Below are 16,456 nucleotides of genomic sequence, written 5' to 3'. Positions count from 1 at the left end.
CGGCCTCCGCGACGCGCTCAGAGGCTCGACGACACCGGCTCCAGGCTGGCCTGCTCGGCGCGCCGTGGCGCACCGATCTCGCGGAAGAGCTGGACGGCGCGCGCCAGCTCGCGCCGGTGCGCCGCCATCTCGCCCGTCAGCTGCGCCAGCGCGGCCAGCTCCATGCGAACGTACGGCTCGTAGGCGCGCGCTTCGGTGCGCTCGACGATGGACAGCGCATCGGTCAGCGCCACGGCTGCCGCCGACAGGCTGGCGGTGTCGCCGCGCGCGATCAGCGCGCGGCCGAGGAAGAGGCTGGAGCGGCACTCGTGCATCACGGTGCGACGGCGGCGCGCGACGGCAAGCGCCTCGGTGGCCGTCTCCACGGCAAGATCGAGATCGCCGCGCCCGCGATAGGCTTCGGCCATGTTCGAGAGCATGAGCGCCTCGGCCTGCAGGAACGTGCCGCTCTCGCGCGCGACGTGCAGCGCCGTCTCCAGCGCCGTCACCGCCGCGTCCCACTGCCCGTGCAGCAGATGCGCGATGCCGAGCGAGTCGTACGCGCCGGTGCGCAGCGCCGGGCTGGCGATGCGTTCGGCGAAGTCGAGCTGCCCGCGCGCCAGTGCGCTGGCACGCACGGCGTCGCCGGTGAACCACGCGTGCGTGACGCTGAAACCGCGCAGCGCATTGGCCGTGCCGGCCTCCCCGGCCTCCAGACCCAGCGCCAGCGTGCGGTCGAGGATTCGTCCGGCTTCCTCCAGACGACCCAGGTAGGTCAGCGCCAGCCCGGTGAAGCCCATCATGAAGAGGTAGTCGCCGGCAGGGACTTCGTCGCCGGGACCGTCGTCGCCCATGCTGTCGAGCACCTCGCGCGCCAGGCGAAGGCCGGCCTTGAGCTTGCCCGCGAGCAGGCTCGAGTAGGCGCGGCGCGACAGCAGCGTGATGCGCAGAGCCATGTCGCAGGTCTCGTCGAGCAGCTCGGCGGCCTGATCGTAGATCGCGAGCGACTGCTCGATCTCGCCGATGAAGCTGTGCCAGATGCCGTAGGCCCCAAGCAGCCTGGCCTTGGCCGCGGCCAGCCCGCTGCGCTCGGCCCACACCCAGCCCCATTCGTAGATTCCGCGCGCCTGCTCCTGCGGCGAGCCCAGCCGCCAGCAGATGCTGAGCATCCCTTCGGTCGCGGCCACCGCCAGCTCGGTGGTCTCGGCGTTGGGCGGCAGGCGTTCGAGCAGCTCCATCACCTTGGTCCAGTGACGGCGCGACTCCGACAGCTCGCTGCTGCTGGCCCACTCGGCGGCGCGCCGTCCCGCCAGCGCCGCCTGCAGCGTCTCGCCGGCCGCCTCCCAGTGATGCGCGAGCAAGGCCGCGTTCTCCCCGCTCTTGTCCGGCTCGAGCTCGGTCAGGACGCGCGCGATCGCGCCGTGCATGATGCGGCGCCGCTCGCCGAGCTGCGTACGGTAGGCGACCTCCTGCGTCAGCGGATGCGCGAATGCGTACAGCGCCTGCGGGTACACCTCGCGCTGGTAGAGGAAGCCGGCGTCGCACAGCGACTGCAGCGCCACGTGCAACTCGGCCGGGGTCATGGTGCTGACGCGCAAGAGCACCTGCTCGCCGAACTGCTTGCCGATGACTGCCGAGGTCTGCAGCAGCTCCTTCTGCGCCTCGGGCAGATGGTCGATGCGGGCCGCCAGCACCGAATGCACCGTCGGCGGCAGGACGATGTCCTCGACCGGTCGCACCAGCCGGTAGTGCCCGCGCGTGCCTTCGAGGCTTCCGGCTTCCACGAGCGCGTGCACCAGCTCCTCGAGGAAGAAGGGATTGCCGGCGGTGGTGCGCTCGATGCTCGCGCGGAGCGGCGCCAGCGCAGGGTCCTCGCCGAGCAGGTCCCGCATCAAGGCCGAAATGGCCTCGGCGCCCAGCGGCTCGAGCGCGACCTGGCGGAAGATCGGGTTGGCGATCCAGGGCGCGCGGAATTCGGGCCGGTAGTTCAGCAGCATCATGCACGAGCTGGCCGGCAGCACCTCGATCATTCCTTCGAGGAAGGCCAGGCTCGCTCCATCGATCCAGTGCAGGTCCTCGAGCACGATCAGCGCCGGGCGCTCGCTGGTGCCGCAGTCCAGGATGCGGCGCAGCGCGCCGTAGAGCATGCGCCGGCGCGGCTCGGGATCCATGGGCGGCGCGGGCCACTCCGGGTCGGGAATGCCGAGAAACTCGAACACCAGCGGCAGGCTCGGCCGCAGCTTGTCGTCGATCAGCAGAAGGCGGCCTGCGACCTTTTCGCGCGCGGCTTGCGGCGAATCGCGCTCCTCGATGCCGAAATAATCGCGCAGCAGCTCCAGAATCGGATGGAACGGGATCATCGTCCCGTGCGCGACGCAGTGCGCGCAGATGACACGAAGCCCGCGCCCCTTGCAGCGCTCGATGAACTCGTAGCACAGCCTGCTCTTGCCGGCGCCGGCGTCGGCCATGACGCCGACGATCTGCGGCGACCCGCTGGCGGTGCGTTCGAGCGCGTCTTCGAGCAGCCGCATTTCGTCGTCGCGCCCGACGAAACGCGACAGGCCGCGCGAGCGCGAGACGTCCAGACGCGTGCGGTTGGCGCCGATGCCCTGCAGCTCGAAGACGCGCAGCGGCTCGCTGACGCCCTTGATGCGGTGCGGACCGAGGTCGCGCAGCAAGAAATAATCCGCCACCAGCGTGGCCGTATGCTCGGTCAGGTAGCACTTGTCGGCGGCGGCCAGCGACTCCATGCGCGAGGCCAGGCCGACGGTGTGGCCCTGCGCCGTGTAGTCCATGTGCAGATCGTCGCCGATGCGGCCGACGATGACCTCGCCCGAGTTCATGCCCATGCGCACCGAGAAGTTCAGGCCTTCGTCGCGGCGCACGATCTCGGCGTACTTGGCCAGCTCGTCGATGAGATAGAGCGCGGCGAAGCACGCGCGCTGGGCATGGTCCTCGTGCGCGATGGGCGCGCCGAACAGCGCCATGACGCCGTCGCCGGTGAAGTTGTTGATGGTGCCCTCGAAGCGATGGATGCCGTCGGAGAGGATCGCGAAGAAGCCGTCCAGGATGCGCGTCCAGGTCTCGGGGTCCACCGTCTCCGACAGCGACATCGACTCCTGCACGTCCGCGAACAGGATCGTGATCTGTTTGCGCTCGCCTTCCAGCGCGTTCTTGTTGCGCAGGATCTTGTCGGCCAGGTGGGCCGGCGTCATGCTGCGCGGCGGCACCGGCGCCGCGGCGGTGCCGGGCACCCGCACGCCGCACTCGATGCAGAACTTCGCCGCCGGCGGCAGCTTGGCGCCGCAGCTGGCGCAATCGGCGCTCAGCGACGACCCGCACTCCTGGCAGAAGCGCGCGCCGTCCTGGTTTTCATGCTGGCACTGCGGGCATCGCATGATCGTGCGCGCATCTTTGTCCAGGAACCGTGGCCAGACAAAAGGCGCTCCGCCGCCGATCAGCGTCTGCCGGGGACGATCTGGCCGGCCCGCTCGTGCGCAGGCCGACGGCTTCTACCTCAGGCACACCCGGCATGGCCCACACGACCGTCCTGCCGTGCTGTGATGCCGGGGCCCTGCCGCATTCCACGACAACCGGCGCCGACAGCGACCCTGCGCTACGGGAGCAGGTACGGGATCGGCGTGTAGGCCGTGTAGGACTGGCCGAGATCGTCCGCTTCCGGCGTGGCCGCGAAGATCTTGCCCGGCCCCGGTCCGATGTCGGAGGCAGAGACGCCGAGCCAGCGCTCCAGCATGGTCCCGTAGAAATCGCGGAAGTCGTAGGCCATTCGCAGATCGTCGTCGAGATCGGGATCGTCCAGCGTCGGATATTCGCCGTGGATGCCGCCCTGCACGCCGGCGCCTATGACGAACTGCGGCGCGCTGCGCCCGTGATCGGTGCCGGCATTGGCCGCCGACGTCGCGTTCTGCTTGTTGGTGCGGCCGAACTCCGAGAGCGTCACCACCAGGACCTTCGGCGACAGGTCCCCGGCTTGATAGCCGGAGAGGCCCGGGAGCGAGACGGTCTGCTTCATCTCGTTCCAGAACGCGCCGACCGCTTCGGCCACCGTATGGAGCAGGTAGGAGTGGTAGAAGCCCTGCTCCTGGCTCGAATGAGAGTCGAAGCCGCCGACGGCGACGTGGAAGAAGCGCGCGCCCACGTCGGCGCGGATGGCCGCCGCCACGTGCCGCAGATCGCGCGCCAGACGGTTGTAGGTCAGGTCGGGCGTATACTCCGGATTGAGCGGTGAGGAGTAGATCAGAGGATTGTTGCCGTCGTAGCAGCCGTCCTCATCCACCAGCAGCGCCTCGACCTTTCCGGCGTTGGAGCAGCCGCTGCGATAGTACTCGGAGAACTTGTCGATGGACGCGACACCGGTGACGCCGAGCGATGCCAGCTCCGGGAACGAGGCCGGATCCGACAGCGAGCTTTCGACGTAGAGCTGGCGGAACGTGGCCTCGCGCTCGACGCCGAGGCTGCCGGCAGGAAAGCGAAGCTGTCCGAGCTGCCGGAACGCCAGAAGGCTCGTGGTCGTCGGCGTGAACAGCGGATTGTACTCGCCGCCCATCATCACGGCCGGCACGTCGGTGGGCAGGAAGCCGGCAAGCTCCATGTACTTGCCCATCCACCCCAGGCCCGTGCTGCCGATGGGATCGCCGGTGTAGTAGATGACCTCGCTGCGGAAGTGCGAGTAGTCGGCGTGCGGATAGTGCACACCCGGCACCACCGCCAGCTCGCCCGCCAGATGGATGTCGTGCCATGCCTTCATCGACGGGTGCAGCGCGTAGTTGGTGCCGGCGGCGTCCTGTCCGATGTCCAGGATCGTGCTGGCGTTGAAGCCTTCGGCGACGAACGGCGCCAGGCCGCCGGCCGTATCGGGCAGGCGCAGCGTCGGACGGTACTGGTTGTAGAGCGTGCGCTGCGTGCCGTTGAGCGGGTAGACGGTGTTGAGGCCGTCGTTTCCGCCGTAGAGCTGCACGAAGACGACGATGGCGTCGGCGGGCCCGGCCGCGTAGCTGACGTTGGTGCCGGGCAGCCACTTCATGTGCGGGCCCAGCGCGGCGCCCGCGCCGGCGATGGCGCTTCTCTTGAGGAACTGTCGTCGGGTCAGAGCCATGAGCGCACCCCTTAGAAAATCTGGAACTCGCCCGACTGCAGGGCGAGGGCAATGGCGCCGCGCACCAGGTACTGGGCGTGGTCGGTGTATTCGTGGCTCAGGTCGAGCGTGGCCAGGGAGCCGCCGTCGGTGACGAAGTCGATCAGCGCATCGCGCTGAACCGACGTCAGCGCAATACCGCCCTGCGTCCCGTCGAGGCCGATCTGGTGGAGGATCGCATCGATGATCGCGGCGGGATCGGCGTTGGCATCGCCGATCGGAAGCCCGGCGATGCTCGACAGGCGCACCATCGAGGAGCTGTAGTCGAGCTCGGCCAGGCGACGCGCGAAGTCGAGCCGGTTCACCAGCGTGCCGGTGGTGATCCAGCGCTTGCCGCCCGGCCATCCGGCCACGTTGGGCGGCTCGAACAGATCCATTCCCATCTCGGCGATCATGCGGCCGAGCTCGTCGGAATCGCCGATGTACTTGCCCGAGCTGCGGGCGCCGAGCGCCTTCATCGCGCCGACGACGTAGTCGACCGGGCTCTTGACCGTGCGCGACTTGGCCGAGTCGCTGTAGAACTCGTCGTGCGAGAACATCGCCTGCAGCATCGGCGTGACCTCGTAGTCGCTGTCGCGGAAGATGTCGGCAAAGCCGGCCAGCAGCGTCTTCAGGCCCGGAGCGGGAGCCGGGTAGGCGTACCAGGTCCAGAACTTGCGGGCCAGATACATCGCGGCCTGCGGATTGCCCGCGTCGTCGGTGCGGCCGAAGAGCAGCTCGAGCACGTCGTCGGCGGTGCCGGCAACTTCCTCGCCGATGCGGAAGTTGTTGTTGGTCACGCCGAAGATGGTGATGGGGTCCGGCATACCGTCGCCGTTGTCGTCGAGCGTTCCGCCGTCCCAGGCCCAGTCACGCCACACGCCCTTGCCGCCCTGCAGCTGCACCCAGCCCGTCAGGGCGCGCGCGAGCTGGTGCACATCCGATTCGGTGTAGTTCGGCTTGGAGGGATCGTCGGTCCCGTCCTCGGCTAGCTGGAAGATGCCGATCGTGAACAGCTCCATGATCTCGCGGGCGAAGTTCTCGTTCGCCGCTACCGTCACGCCGTCGTTGGTGGCGTAGTTCAGAATGCCGTCGAGGTAGTAGAGATTGGCCGGATCGCGGTTGAACTCGCGCACCAGGTCGCGGAAGTTGCCTTTGGCGAAGCGCCGGAACAGGCCGTTCTGCTGCGACATGAACGCGGTTTCCGGCTGCTTGGTGAAGCCGCTGGCCAGGTGGTTGTGCCAGAACAGCACCAGCTTCTCGCGCGCCTCGTCGGCATGCGAGCGTGCCCGCAGCATGCTCTTGAGCCACCAACGCTGCTGCTTGAGCTTGGCCTCGTAGAAGTCGTTGCCGCCCTTGGGCGGCTTGCGCGTCGAGACCGGAAAGCTCAGCAGCGATGCCACGGCCTCTTCGACCGAGCCGTGGCTGTCGAGGAAATCCTGGATCTGCTCGGGCGTTCCGCCGAAGGCGACGCGGCGAAGCAGGTGCGCGGCGTTCTCGTAGTTCCAATCCGCCATTGCGGTCTCCTTTACTGATCCGTTCCCTCGACCCATCCCGTTTCGGGAGCCGGACCGAGAGTTCCGTCGCCGATGATCCAGAGGCGGATGATCTCGACCAGAGCCGGGTCCAGGTCGCTTCCTTCCAGAGGCATCGGGCTGCCGTAGGCCGGGTTCAGGCCCGGCGAGAGCTTGTGAAAAAGAAGGCTTGCCTCCGGGTCGCCCGGGGTGACGCGCAGGAGACCGTCGGTGGCAGCAGCGTTGTTGGCCGGCGCCGCGTTCACGAGATTTCCGTAGGCGGCGCCCGGCAGCAGGATCAGGTCGCCTGCGCTGCTCTCGGAGTCGTGGCAGCCCGAGACCGCGCAGGTCTGCGCGAAGACCTGATCGCGAATGCGGTCGAACGTTCCCTCGTACAGATCGACGGGCAGGTAGATGCCGTCGCCTTCGGGACGGCACGAGAACTTGATCTTGTCGTTGTCGATGGTGCTGCCGGCCGCGAGCGTCACGTCGCTCTGCAGCGAGAGCGTCTTCTTGTTCTTCTTCATCGCGCTGCTCGAGTCGGGGCCGCGCAGGCGCACCGTGATGCTGCTGGCGGTCGTGCAGGACTCGGAGTCGCTGGGAAGCCCGAGCAGGTTCACGCGAAGCTGCAGGGCCTGGAAGTCGGTGTCGAAGCGAGGGTCGCTGCCGTCGTCGATGGCGTGATCGACGGTGATGGATTCGACGGTCTCGGGGTTGCAGCCGGAGAGCTCACCGGAGTTGATGCACAGCTGCAGCGGGAACAGGCACTCGCCGTTGCGCTGTCCGTCGCCGTCGCAGGAGACATCGCCGTCGACGCAATCGACCATCTTCGGCGCCTTGGGCGGCGCGGGCTTGTTGGCGCCCGGCACCTCGAACGCGACGGCACAATCCGAAAGGCGGCTGCCGCCGCCGAAGACGTTGACCGCATGCGACGTGCCGGCCGACAGCGGCAGCACGAGCGTCGCCGCCGCAAGCGCGAAGAACCGGAATGAATGCATTCTCCCCCCAGAACCGGAAGGGCAACCCCGCCGAACGTGCCGAGCGCCGCTGCTTTCCCCCAGTGGCCAGAAAGCGGCGTCGACGGTGCGATTATGCTGGACGAGAACGGATGGTCAAGACGCAAACGCATGATTTTCCAGTGCGTCGGTGCAACATTTCGTCTGACGATGCGTTCAATTCCCCATGCGACTGCGCTTGCGGCACTGCAACGGGCCGCGCGCGACTGTCTCGAAGAGAGAGACATCGAGGCCAAGGTGACGCGAAGCCGCGATATCGCCGAGGCCTGGCGTGCCGGCACACTGCCAGCGCCGCCGGCCGGCGCATTGCCGGCCGCACACGCTTGCGAACACCCGAGTCAGCCGATCGCCGGCCTGCCGGTCCGCCTGGTCCTGACGCATGCGGCCGATGTGCCCAGACGCAGCATGGGCAGTCCGCGCGGCATGGCGGCATTCGTTCATGCCATCGCGCACATCGAGTGGAACGCCATCAATCTCGCGTGGGACGCGGTGTGGCGCTTCGGCGGCATGCCGCTCGACTACTACTCGGACTGGACGGGCGTGGCGGCCGAGGAGGCGCTGCACTTCTCGATGCTACGCGAACGCCTGCGCGAGCTCGGTCACGAATACGGAGACTTCGAGGCGCACGCCGGACTGTGGTCGATGGCCGAGGCCACCGCCGGTGACGTCCTGTCGCGCATGGCGCTGGTGCCTCGCGTGCTCGAAGCGCGCGGGCTGGATGTGACGCCGGCGCTGATCGCCAGGCTGCGCAGGTTCGGCGACGAGAAGACGGCGGCCGTCCTCGAGGTCATTTTGCGCGACGAGGTCGGACACGTCCGGATCGGCTCGCGCTGGTTCCACTACCTGTGCGAGCAGCGCGGTCTCGATCCCGTAACCGCCTTCGCGGAGGCTCTGCGCACGCACTTCCGCGGCAGCGTCAAGGCGCCGATGTCGCGCGACCTTCGACGGCGCGCCGGCTTCACCGATGCGGAGCTCTCGCTGCTCGACGCCCTCTCGGCGAAAAGACCGACCGCGTGATCGGCTGCGTCGTTGCGCAGCGCAAGCTCAGCGCGGCGCGGCACCGGCAATCACCGGCCTCAGCCGCTCGATGATGAAGCCGGTGCGGCGCTCGCGGCCTTCGATCTTGAGGTGGTAGACCCAGTCCCAGAACAGGTCGACGGGCATGGTGCTCTCGCTCGGCGTGGCAAGAACGGGCGCCGCGACATTGTCGCGGATGGCCTGATGCACCTTCTCCATCACGTCCAGGTTCTTCTCCAGGTGCGCGTCCGGCACCGCCGGGAACAGGATCACGACGCGCGCGCCGCGCTGCGACGCCTTCTGCACGAACTCGCGCAGACCGGCCACCGCCTCCATGTCGACCGGGCCCTGCTCGCTCTTGCTGCGGAACATCGGCATCGCCGCCACGTCGGTAGCGGGCAGGCCCGCGTGCGCCATCAGATCGCCGTACGGATTGAACGCACGCCGGCAGTACACGCACTTCGGATCCGGGTCCTGCACGAGCTGCGCCAGCATCCGGTTGGCCTTGTTCTTGATGTAGGTCGGCAGCGCGCGCACCACGCCGAGCCATTGCCCGACCGAGCCGATCGTCGAGATTCCCTGTGGAAACGCCTCGAGCGCTTCGAGAAGCTCCTCCTCGCCGTTGTAGAGGCCGCGAAAGAGCTGGTACTCGGGCGACACCACCACCACGTCGCCTTCTCCCAGGCGGGGCAGCACCGAGTACAGCATGAAGCGCAGCCCCGCATAGATGCCCAGGCCCATGTTGACCACCGGCATGCCGAGCTCGCGCTCGATGCGCGCGCTGTCGAGCGCGAAGGAGAGATTGGAACCGCCGACGAACACGAGCTTGGGCGAGCCGAGGCTCGCCAGCCGCGCCTGCTTGTCGATGACGGCCGACAGGTAGCTGTTCTTGGCCGTCGGGGCCACCAGGATGGCAAGATACCCAGCGACCACGAGCGCCATCATCACGGCCACGCGCAGCAGGAAGGACCGGAGCTCGGCCAGCCTCATGGAACGGAATCGCTCAGGTTCCATCTCGCCGCCACGCCTCAGAACTGGAAGTAGATGAACTTGCCGCCGCCCGTCTTGCCCAGCAGCAGGACGCACATGACCACGCCGTAGTAGAGCGACCAACGCGCCCACACCGGCAGCTCGGCTATGTTCGCACGCAATGGCATACGGCTCTGCAGCCAGTCGACGACCAACAGGATGGCCAGCGCCATCAGCACCAGGGTCATCTCGTAGGTGCCCAGGCCGAGCGTAACGCCGGCCGAAAGGTCCCACCCGCGGAACATGTGGGTGATGATGTAGATCGCATCGTCGAATGTCGCCGCACGAAAGAAGATCCAGGCGAAGTCCACGAGCACGAACGTCACCAGCAGCTGCAGCAGGTAATGAAGGCGCGGCATGCGCGTCAGGCCGTTGCGCTGCGCCCAGCGCTCGCGCACCTGCCGCGTGGCGGTGCCGATCACCAGGTAGAGCCCGTGCAGCGCGCCCCAGATGACGAAGGTCCAGCTGGCGCCGTGCCAAAGGCCGCTCAGCACGAAAACGATGAAAAGATTGACGTAGCGGCGCACCGGCGAGACGCGGTTGCCGCCGAGCGAGATGTAGACGTAGTCACGAAACCAGGTGGACAGCGAGATGTGCCAGCGCCGCCAGAACTCCTGTGTGCTGGCTGCCAGGTAAGGCTGGCGGAAGTTCAGCATCATCTCGTAACCCAGCACCTGCGCCGTGCCGATGGCGATGTCGGTGTACCCGGAGAAGTCGCAGTAGACCTGGAACGCGTAGAGAACGGTGGCGATGAAGATCGGAAGACCGCCGACGCCCGTGGGGTCGTCGTAGACCTGGTCGACGTAGACGCCGAGCCGGTCGGCGATGACGAGCTTCTTGAAGAAGCCCCACGCCATCAGCTGCATGCCCGCGACGATGCGCTCGGAATCGAAGTACGGCGCGCGCACGAACTGCGGCAGCAGCTGCGTGGAGCGGTTGATGGGGCCCGACAGGATCTGCGGGAAGAACGAGACGAACAGCGCGTAGCGCAGCAGATCCCGCTCGGCCGGCCGCGCGCCGCGGTAGACGTCAACCGTGTAGCCGAGCGACTGGAACGTGTAGAACGAGATGCCCACCGGCAGCAGCAGCCGCAGCTCGGGCACCTCGGCATGGATGCCGACGGCCGCCAGAAGCGCCTGGCCGCTTTGCGCGAACAGGTTGAAGTACTTGAAGACGAACAGCGCGCCCAGGATCGCGAGCGCGCTCACGCTCACCCAGGCCTTCCTGGCCGCAGGCGAGGCCGCGCGCTCGATGGCGATGCCGCTGCCGTAGGAGATCGCCGTGACCAGCGCCAGCAGCAGGACATAGGCAGGATTCCACGCCGCGTAGAAGCCGTAGCTGACCAGCAGCAGATACGGGTTGCGGTACGCTGCCGGCAGCGCGAACAGCACGGCCGCCGCCGCCGGCAGGAACAGCAGGAACTGGAGCGAGGTAAACAGCACCCGCGCGCGTCCCGCTCAGATCTTGTCGATGAGAGTCTCTGCAGCGCGCGCCACGTATTCGAGCATGTCCTCGCGCGTTGCCGCCGCCGGCAGCAGGATGAGGCGATCGACGCCGAGGTCGGCGTAGGCGCGGGCCGTTGCCGGGTCGGGCAGGCCGGCCGGCGGAGTGATGCTGATCTCCAGGCGGCTCAGCCCGCGGTCGCGCTCGCGGCGGCGCTCCTCGACGGAAATGCCCTCGATCGCCTTTCGCGCCGCCTCCACGTCCATCGCGAAGCCGTACCAGCCCTGCGCCAGCTCGACGGCGCGTCGGAACGCGGCCGGTGTGTGGCCGCCGAAGACGATCGGTGGATGAGGGCGCTGCACGGGCCGCGGATAGGCGTTGATGCCCGAGAAGCTGGCGAAGCGCCCCTCGTAGGACGGCTGGTCCATCGTCCATACCGCCTGCATGGCGCGCAGATAGTCGACGGTTCGGGCGCCCTTGTCCTCGAAGGGAATGCCGAGCGCGCGAAACTCGGGCTCGAGGTATCCGATTCCGACCCCGAAGATCAGGCGGCCGCCGCTGACGACGTCGACGCTGGCCAGCTCCTTGGCCAGCACCAGCGGGTTGCGCTGAGGCAGGATGATGATGCCGGTGCCGAGCAGCACGCGGCGCGTGTGCTGGGAGACGGTCGCCAGCGCCACCGCCGGATCGAGGAAGGGCACCTGAGCGGGAACGGGCGACGGCGGCACCTGCGGATCGGGAAGCACCACGTGCTCGCCGGTCCACAGCGACTCGAAGCCGGCAGTTTCGGCCGCACGCGAGACGGCAGCGGCGGTTTCCGGATCGGCGCAGGCGCCGAAGTTGATGCCGAACAGTCCGTACTTCATTGGCCGTGTATACAAAGGGCATGGGCGCAGAGGAATCCGGTCCTGGCCCTGGTGAGGCGGGGCCGGCCCCGCTCGGACGAAAGGAGGAGACACGTCATGGCCGAGCCCGGCTACAAGCTCGATCACGTCGCCTGCGGCGTGCGCCGGATCGCGGAAGTCGCGCCCTACCTCGAAGGCGTGCTCGGCGCGAGACCGTATCGCGGCGGCCCCAATCCGGACTTCAACGGCCGGCAGTGGTCCTTCGCCAACGGTGCGCTCCTCGAGATCATCGAGCCGGCCGGCGCCGAAGGTGGCTTCCTGCATCGGTTCCTCGATATGCGCGGGCCCGGCATCCACCACGTCACGTTCAAGGTTCCCGACATCTACGCGGCACGGGCACGCGCCGAGGCCGCAGGCTACACGGTCGTCGGCTTCAACGACGCCTATCCGAGCTGGAAGGAATGCTTTCTCCATCCCAAGCAGGCGCAGGGCATCGTCGTTCAGTTTGCCGAGAACCATCCGGAGCTGAGCAGCGAGGACAGCTGGCACGAGTTCGCGCCTGTGGTGCCCGCGCCCGCAACGCCGGCGCTGTCGCTGCTCGGCGTGCGAATGGTCACGCATGATCTCGGTCGTTCGCGGGCGCAGTGGGTGGAGTTGCTCGGTGCGGAGGTCGTCGAGGAAAGCGCCGGCCAGCTGCTGGTGCGATGGGAGGGCTGCCCGCTCCACGTGCGGCTCCTGCTCCAAGCGGCCGCTGAGCAGGGACCGCAGGGACTCGAGACCGCGGTACCGCCAAAGTTCGCGGCAACGCTGGAGGCGTTCGCCCCGTTGGGTGCCCGGCTCATTCCCGTGTGACGTCTGGCTGCGGCGCCGGTCCCTTGCGCGCCGCTTCACCGCCGGTTCGATCTCCGGGCCTAGGTTCTTCGTCCCCGCTTCAACGCAGCGAGGCCGGCTCCTTTCGGAGTCGGCCTCGCTGGTTTCGGGCTCGCCGCAGGGCCGAGCGTTCAGGGATGCGGATCAGTAGCCGGTGAACGGCTCGTAGGTGAAGGTCACGGTATCACCGACCTGCACCTTCTTCGTGTCGCCCAACGCCTGTCCCTGCCACACAGTGTATTGCTTCAGGATCACCGTCGCATTCGGACACAAGATGGTACCGGCACCTTCGCCATGGTCGCCGATCTCACAACGTCCGCCGTTCGCGTAGATCAGCAGGTTGTTGGCAGTCAGACCGTTGGTCAGGTTGAACGTCGTCCTCAGGTCCGTGTTCAACTGATTCGCGATACGCAGAATGATGACCGTGTCCGCGCTTCCGCCTCCGCTGATGTTGAACGTGACATCGTTGCCAGCAACGACGCGGGTCGCGTCGATCACGTTCAGTCCACCAACAACTGTCGGGTTGATGTTGTAGGTGGAGCCCGAGTTCAGATCGACGACGCCAATGTTCTGCGTCGACGGCAGAGCCAGAATCGCGGCCGAAGCAGTGAGGATGTCCGCCTGCGCCATCAGACACTCGTTGACCAGCTCGTGGTTGCCGGTGGTGTCGTAGACGCCGCCGTTGGACTTCGCCACGACCGTACCGGCCGGCACGGAGCTGGTGCCCGGAGGAAGGCCAGGCAGAGACGTACCGTTGGCGCCCTTCACGCTGGCGTCGTTGGTCACGATATCCAGCGTCACCGACGAGTCGGCGAAGAAGACGAGGTCATCGTTCACCGGGCTCGTGCTGACCACGTTGCCGTTGATCGTCACGCTGGTGCCGATGTCCGCGTTGTCCACGCAGATGTCGCCCGTGTTGTTCGAGTGGTCGACGACCCGCGCCCTGCTGTCTCCGGAGACGCCCGACACCACGAGCCAGTCGCACGCGTCGCCGGTGATGAACTGCTCATCCGGCTCGCAAAGGCCGGCATCGCATGCGTAGGCCTTTACGCAGATGTCCGCGTCCGAGTCCGGCGTGCAGACGCCGCCGTTGTTGTCCGGATTGCTGATGCAGCTGCCGGCACCGTTGCAGGTGTTGCTGTTGCACTCCTCATCGCCGACGCCGTTGCCCGTGCAGGTCGTACCCGCTGCGTCGAAGAGGCAGTTGCTGTTGCAGCAATCGCCGTTGGCGGTGTTGCCGTCGTCGCAGGTCTCGGCGGTGTTGTTGACGACGCCGTCGCCGCAGAACTCGATGACGCACGTGGCGCTGCAGCCGTCGCCGGAGGCGGTATCGCCGTCGTCGCACTGCTCGACGCCGGTGCGGACGACGCCGTCGCCGCACTCGGCGATCGTGCACGCGTTCGTGCAAGCGTCGTTGTCGTTCGTGTTGCCGTCGTCGCACTCGTCGACGCCGGCCTGCACCACGCCGTCGCCGCATTCGGCAATCGTGCAGGCATTCGTGCAGGCATCGGTGTTGACGGTGTTGCCGTCGTCGCACTCGTCGACGCCCGCCTGGACGATGCCGTCACCGCATTCGGCGGTCGTGCACGCATTCGTGCACGCATCGGTGTTGACGGTGTTGCCGTCGTCGCATTCGTCCACGCCCGTCTGCACCACGCCGTCGCCGCACTCGGCGATGTCGCAGCTGTTCAGGCACGCGTCGGTGTTCACCGAGTTGGCATCGTCGCACTCCTCGATGCCGGCGCGCACGAACCCGTCACCGCACTCGGCCACCTGACAGGTGTTCAGGCAGAAGTCGGTGTTATCGGTGTCGGCGTCATCGCACTCCTCGACGCCGGTCTGGATGAAGCCGTCGCCGCACTCGGCCGTCTCGCAGGTGGTCAGGCAGGCATCACTGTTCGACGTGTTGCCGTCGTCGCACTCTTCGACGCCCGTGCGCACCACGCCGTCGCCGCATTCGGCGATGTCGCAGTTGTTCAGGCACGCGTCGTTGTTGTCGTTGTTGCCGTCGTCGCATTCCTCGACGCCGGCCTGCGTGATGCCGTCGCCGCACTCCGCGATGGCACACGCGTTCGTGCAGGCGTCCGTGTTGACGGTGTTGCCGTCGTCGCACTCGTCGACACCCGTCTGCACCACGCCGTCGCCGCACTCGGCGATCGTGCACGCGTTCGTGCATGCGTCCGTGTTCACGGTGTTGCCGTCGTCGCACTCGTCGACGCCCGCCTGCACCACGCCGTCGCCGCACTCGGCGATCGTGCACACGTTCGTGCAGGCGTCCGTGTTCACGGTGTTGCCGTCGTCGCACTCGTCGACACCCGTCTGCACCACGCCGTCGCCGCACTCGGCGACGTTGCAGTTGTTCAGGCAGGCATCGGTGTTGACGGTGTTGCCGTCGTCGCACTCGTCGACGCCGGTCTGCACCACGCCGTCGCCGCACTCGGCGACGTCGCAATTGTTCAGGCAGGCGTCGTTATTGTTGGTGTTGCCGTCATCGCACTCGTCGACGCCGGCCTGCACCACGCCGTCGCCGCACTCGGCGATGTTGCAGTTGTTCAGGCATGCGTCGGTGTTGACGGTGTTGCCGTCGTCGCACTCCTCGAAGCCGGCGCGCACGATACCGTCGCCGCAATCGGCGATCGTGCACGCATTCGTGCAGGCATCGGTATCGACGGTGTTGCCGTCGTCGCACTCGTCGACGCCGGTCTGCACCACGCCGTCGCCGCACTCGGCGATGTCGCAGTTGTTCAGGCAGGCGTCGGTGTTGACGGTGTTGCCGTCGTCGCACTCGTCGACGCCGGCCTGCACCACGCCGTCGCCGCACTCGGCGATATCGCAGCTGTTCAGGCAGGCATCGGTGTTGACGGTGTTGGCATCATCGCACTCCTCGACGCCGGCCTGCGTGATGCCGTCGCCGCACTCGGCGATCGTGCACGCATTCGTGCAGGCGTCCGTGTTCACGGTGTTGCCGTCGTCGCACTCGTCGACGCCGGCCTGGACGATGCCGTCCCCGCACTCGGCGATCGTGCACGCATTCGTGCAGGCGTCCGTGTTGACGGTGTTGCCGTCGTCGCACTCCTCGCCCGGGCCGGTGATGCCGTCGCCGCAATCTGCGATGGTGCACGCGTTCGTGCAGGCGTCCGTGTTCACGGTGTTGCCGTCGTCGCAGGCCTCGACACCGGCCTGCGTGATGCCGTCACCGCACTCGGCGATCGTGCACGCGTTCGTGCAGGCGTCGGTGTTCACGGTGTTGCCGTCGTCGCACTCGTCGACGCCGGCCTGGACGATGCCGTCGCCGCACTCCGCGATCGTGCATGCGTTCGTGCAGGCGTCCGTGTCGACGGTGTTGCCGTCATCGCACTCGTCGACGCCGGCCTGGACGATGCCGTCGCCGCACTCGGCGATCGTGCACGCATTCGTGCAGGCGTCCGTGTTCACGGTGTTGCCGTCGTCGCACTCGTCGACGCCGGCCTGAACGATGCCGTCGCCGCACTCGGCGATCGTGCACGCGTTCGTGCAAGCGTCGTTGTCGTTCGTGTTGCCGTCGTCGCACTCGTCGACGCCCGCCTGGACGATGCCGTCGCCGCACTCCGCGATGGTGCACGCATTCGT

At 67.5% G+C, this 16,456-nt stretch carries 10 protein-coding genes; 2 read left to right on the top strand and 8 right to left on the bottom strand.

Annotation, left to right across the window (positions count from 1 at the left end; all coding sequences use genetic code 11):
- Window positions 1–17 precede the first annotated feature (17 nt).
- The 4 genes from VEC57_07645 to VEC57_07630 all read right to left on the bottom strand — a co-directional run bounded on the left by VEC57_07645 (window position 18) and on the right by VEC57_07630 (window position 7,625).
- Window positions 18–3,377, bottom strand: a complete 3,360-nt coding sequence (locus tag VEC57_07645; protein HYB98998.1) for an adenylate/guanylate cyclase domain-containing protein — start codon at window positions 3,375–3,377, stop codon at window positions 18–20.
- A gap of 218 nt (window positions 3,378–3,595) precedes the next feature.
- Entirely contained in the window at window positions 3,596–5,095 is a 1,500-nt protein-coding gene (locus VEC57_07640; protein HYB98997.1) for a DUF1501 domain-containing protein, read from the bottom strand.
- Between the two features lie 11 nt (window positions 5,096–5,106).
- On the bottom strand, window positions 5,107–6,630 hold the full coding sequence (locus VEC57_07635) for a DUF1800 family protein (GenBank protein HYB98996.1): 1,524 nt from the start codon (window positions 6,628–6,630) through the stop codon (window positions 5,107–5,109).
- Between the two features lie 11 nt (window positions 6,631–6,641).
- Complete coding sequence (locus VEC57_07630; GenBank protein ID HYB98995.1) at window positions 6,642–7,625, bottom strand: hypothetical protein; 984 nt, start codon at window positions 7,623–7,625, stop codon at window positions 6,642–6,644.
- Between VEC57_07630 and VEC57_07625 the strand changes: the two genes are divergently transcribed.
- A complete protein-coding gene (locus VEC57_07625) occupies window positions 7,620–8,660 on the top strand; it encodes a ferritin-like domain-containing protein (protein HYB98994.1) in 1,041 nt (346 codons plus the stop codon). The genes VEC57_07630 and VEC57_07625 overlap by 6 nt on opposite strands.
- 27 nt (window positions 8,661–8,687) lie before the next feature.
- Here the strand turns inward: VEC57_07625 and VEC57_07620 are convergent, their stop codons facing one another.
- From VEC57_07620 to VEC57_07610, 3 genes are read right to left on the bottom strand one after another with little or no spacing between them, the layout of a single operon-like run.
- A complete protein-coding gene (locus tag VEC57_07620; protein ID HYB98993.1) occupies window positions 8,688–9,650 on the bottom strand; it encodes a hypothetical protein in 963 nt (320 codons plus the stop codon).
- 38 nt (window positions 9,651–9,688) lie between these two features.
- Window positions 9,689–11,131, bottom strand: coding sequence for an MBOAT family protein (locus VEC57_07615; GenBank protein ID HYB98992.1), 1,443 nt, complete (start codon window positions 11,129–11,131; stop codon window positions 9,689–9,691).
- Window positions 11,132–11,146: 15 nt separating this feature from the next.
- Complete coding sequence (locus tag VEC57_07610; protein ID HYB98991.1) at window positions 11,147–11,998, bottom strand: LLM class F420-dependent oxidoreductase; 852 nt, start codon at window positions 11,996–11,998, stop codon at window positions 11,147–11,149.
- A 96-nt stretch (window positions 11,999–12,094) separates the two neighbouring features.
- Between VEC57_07610 and VEC57_07605 the strand changes: the two genes are divergently transcribed.
- A complete protein-coding gene (locus VEC57_07605; GenBank protein ID HYB98990.1) occupies window positions 12,095–12,829 on the top strand; it encodes a VOC family protein in 735 nt (244 codons plus the stop codon).
- Between the two features lie 162 nt (window positions 12,830–12,991).
- Here VEC57_07605 and VEC57_07600 read toward each other — a convergent pair.
- Window positions 12,992–16,456, bottom strand: a 3,465-nt coding sequence (locus VEC57_07600; GenBank protein ID HYB98989.1) for a DUF4215 domain-containing protein, incomplete at its 5' end; no start/stop codon positions are given.

The sequence above is a fragment of the Candidatus Limnocylindrales bacterium genome, from assembly GCA_035626395.1.
In the GTDB taxonomy this organism is placed as follows: domain Bacteria; phylum Desulfobacterota; class Binatia; order UBA1149; family CAITLU01; genus DASPNH01.
This window is presented reverse-complemented; position numbering and strand designations above follow the sequence as displayed.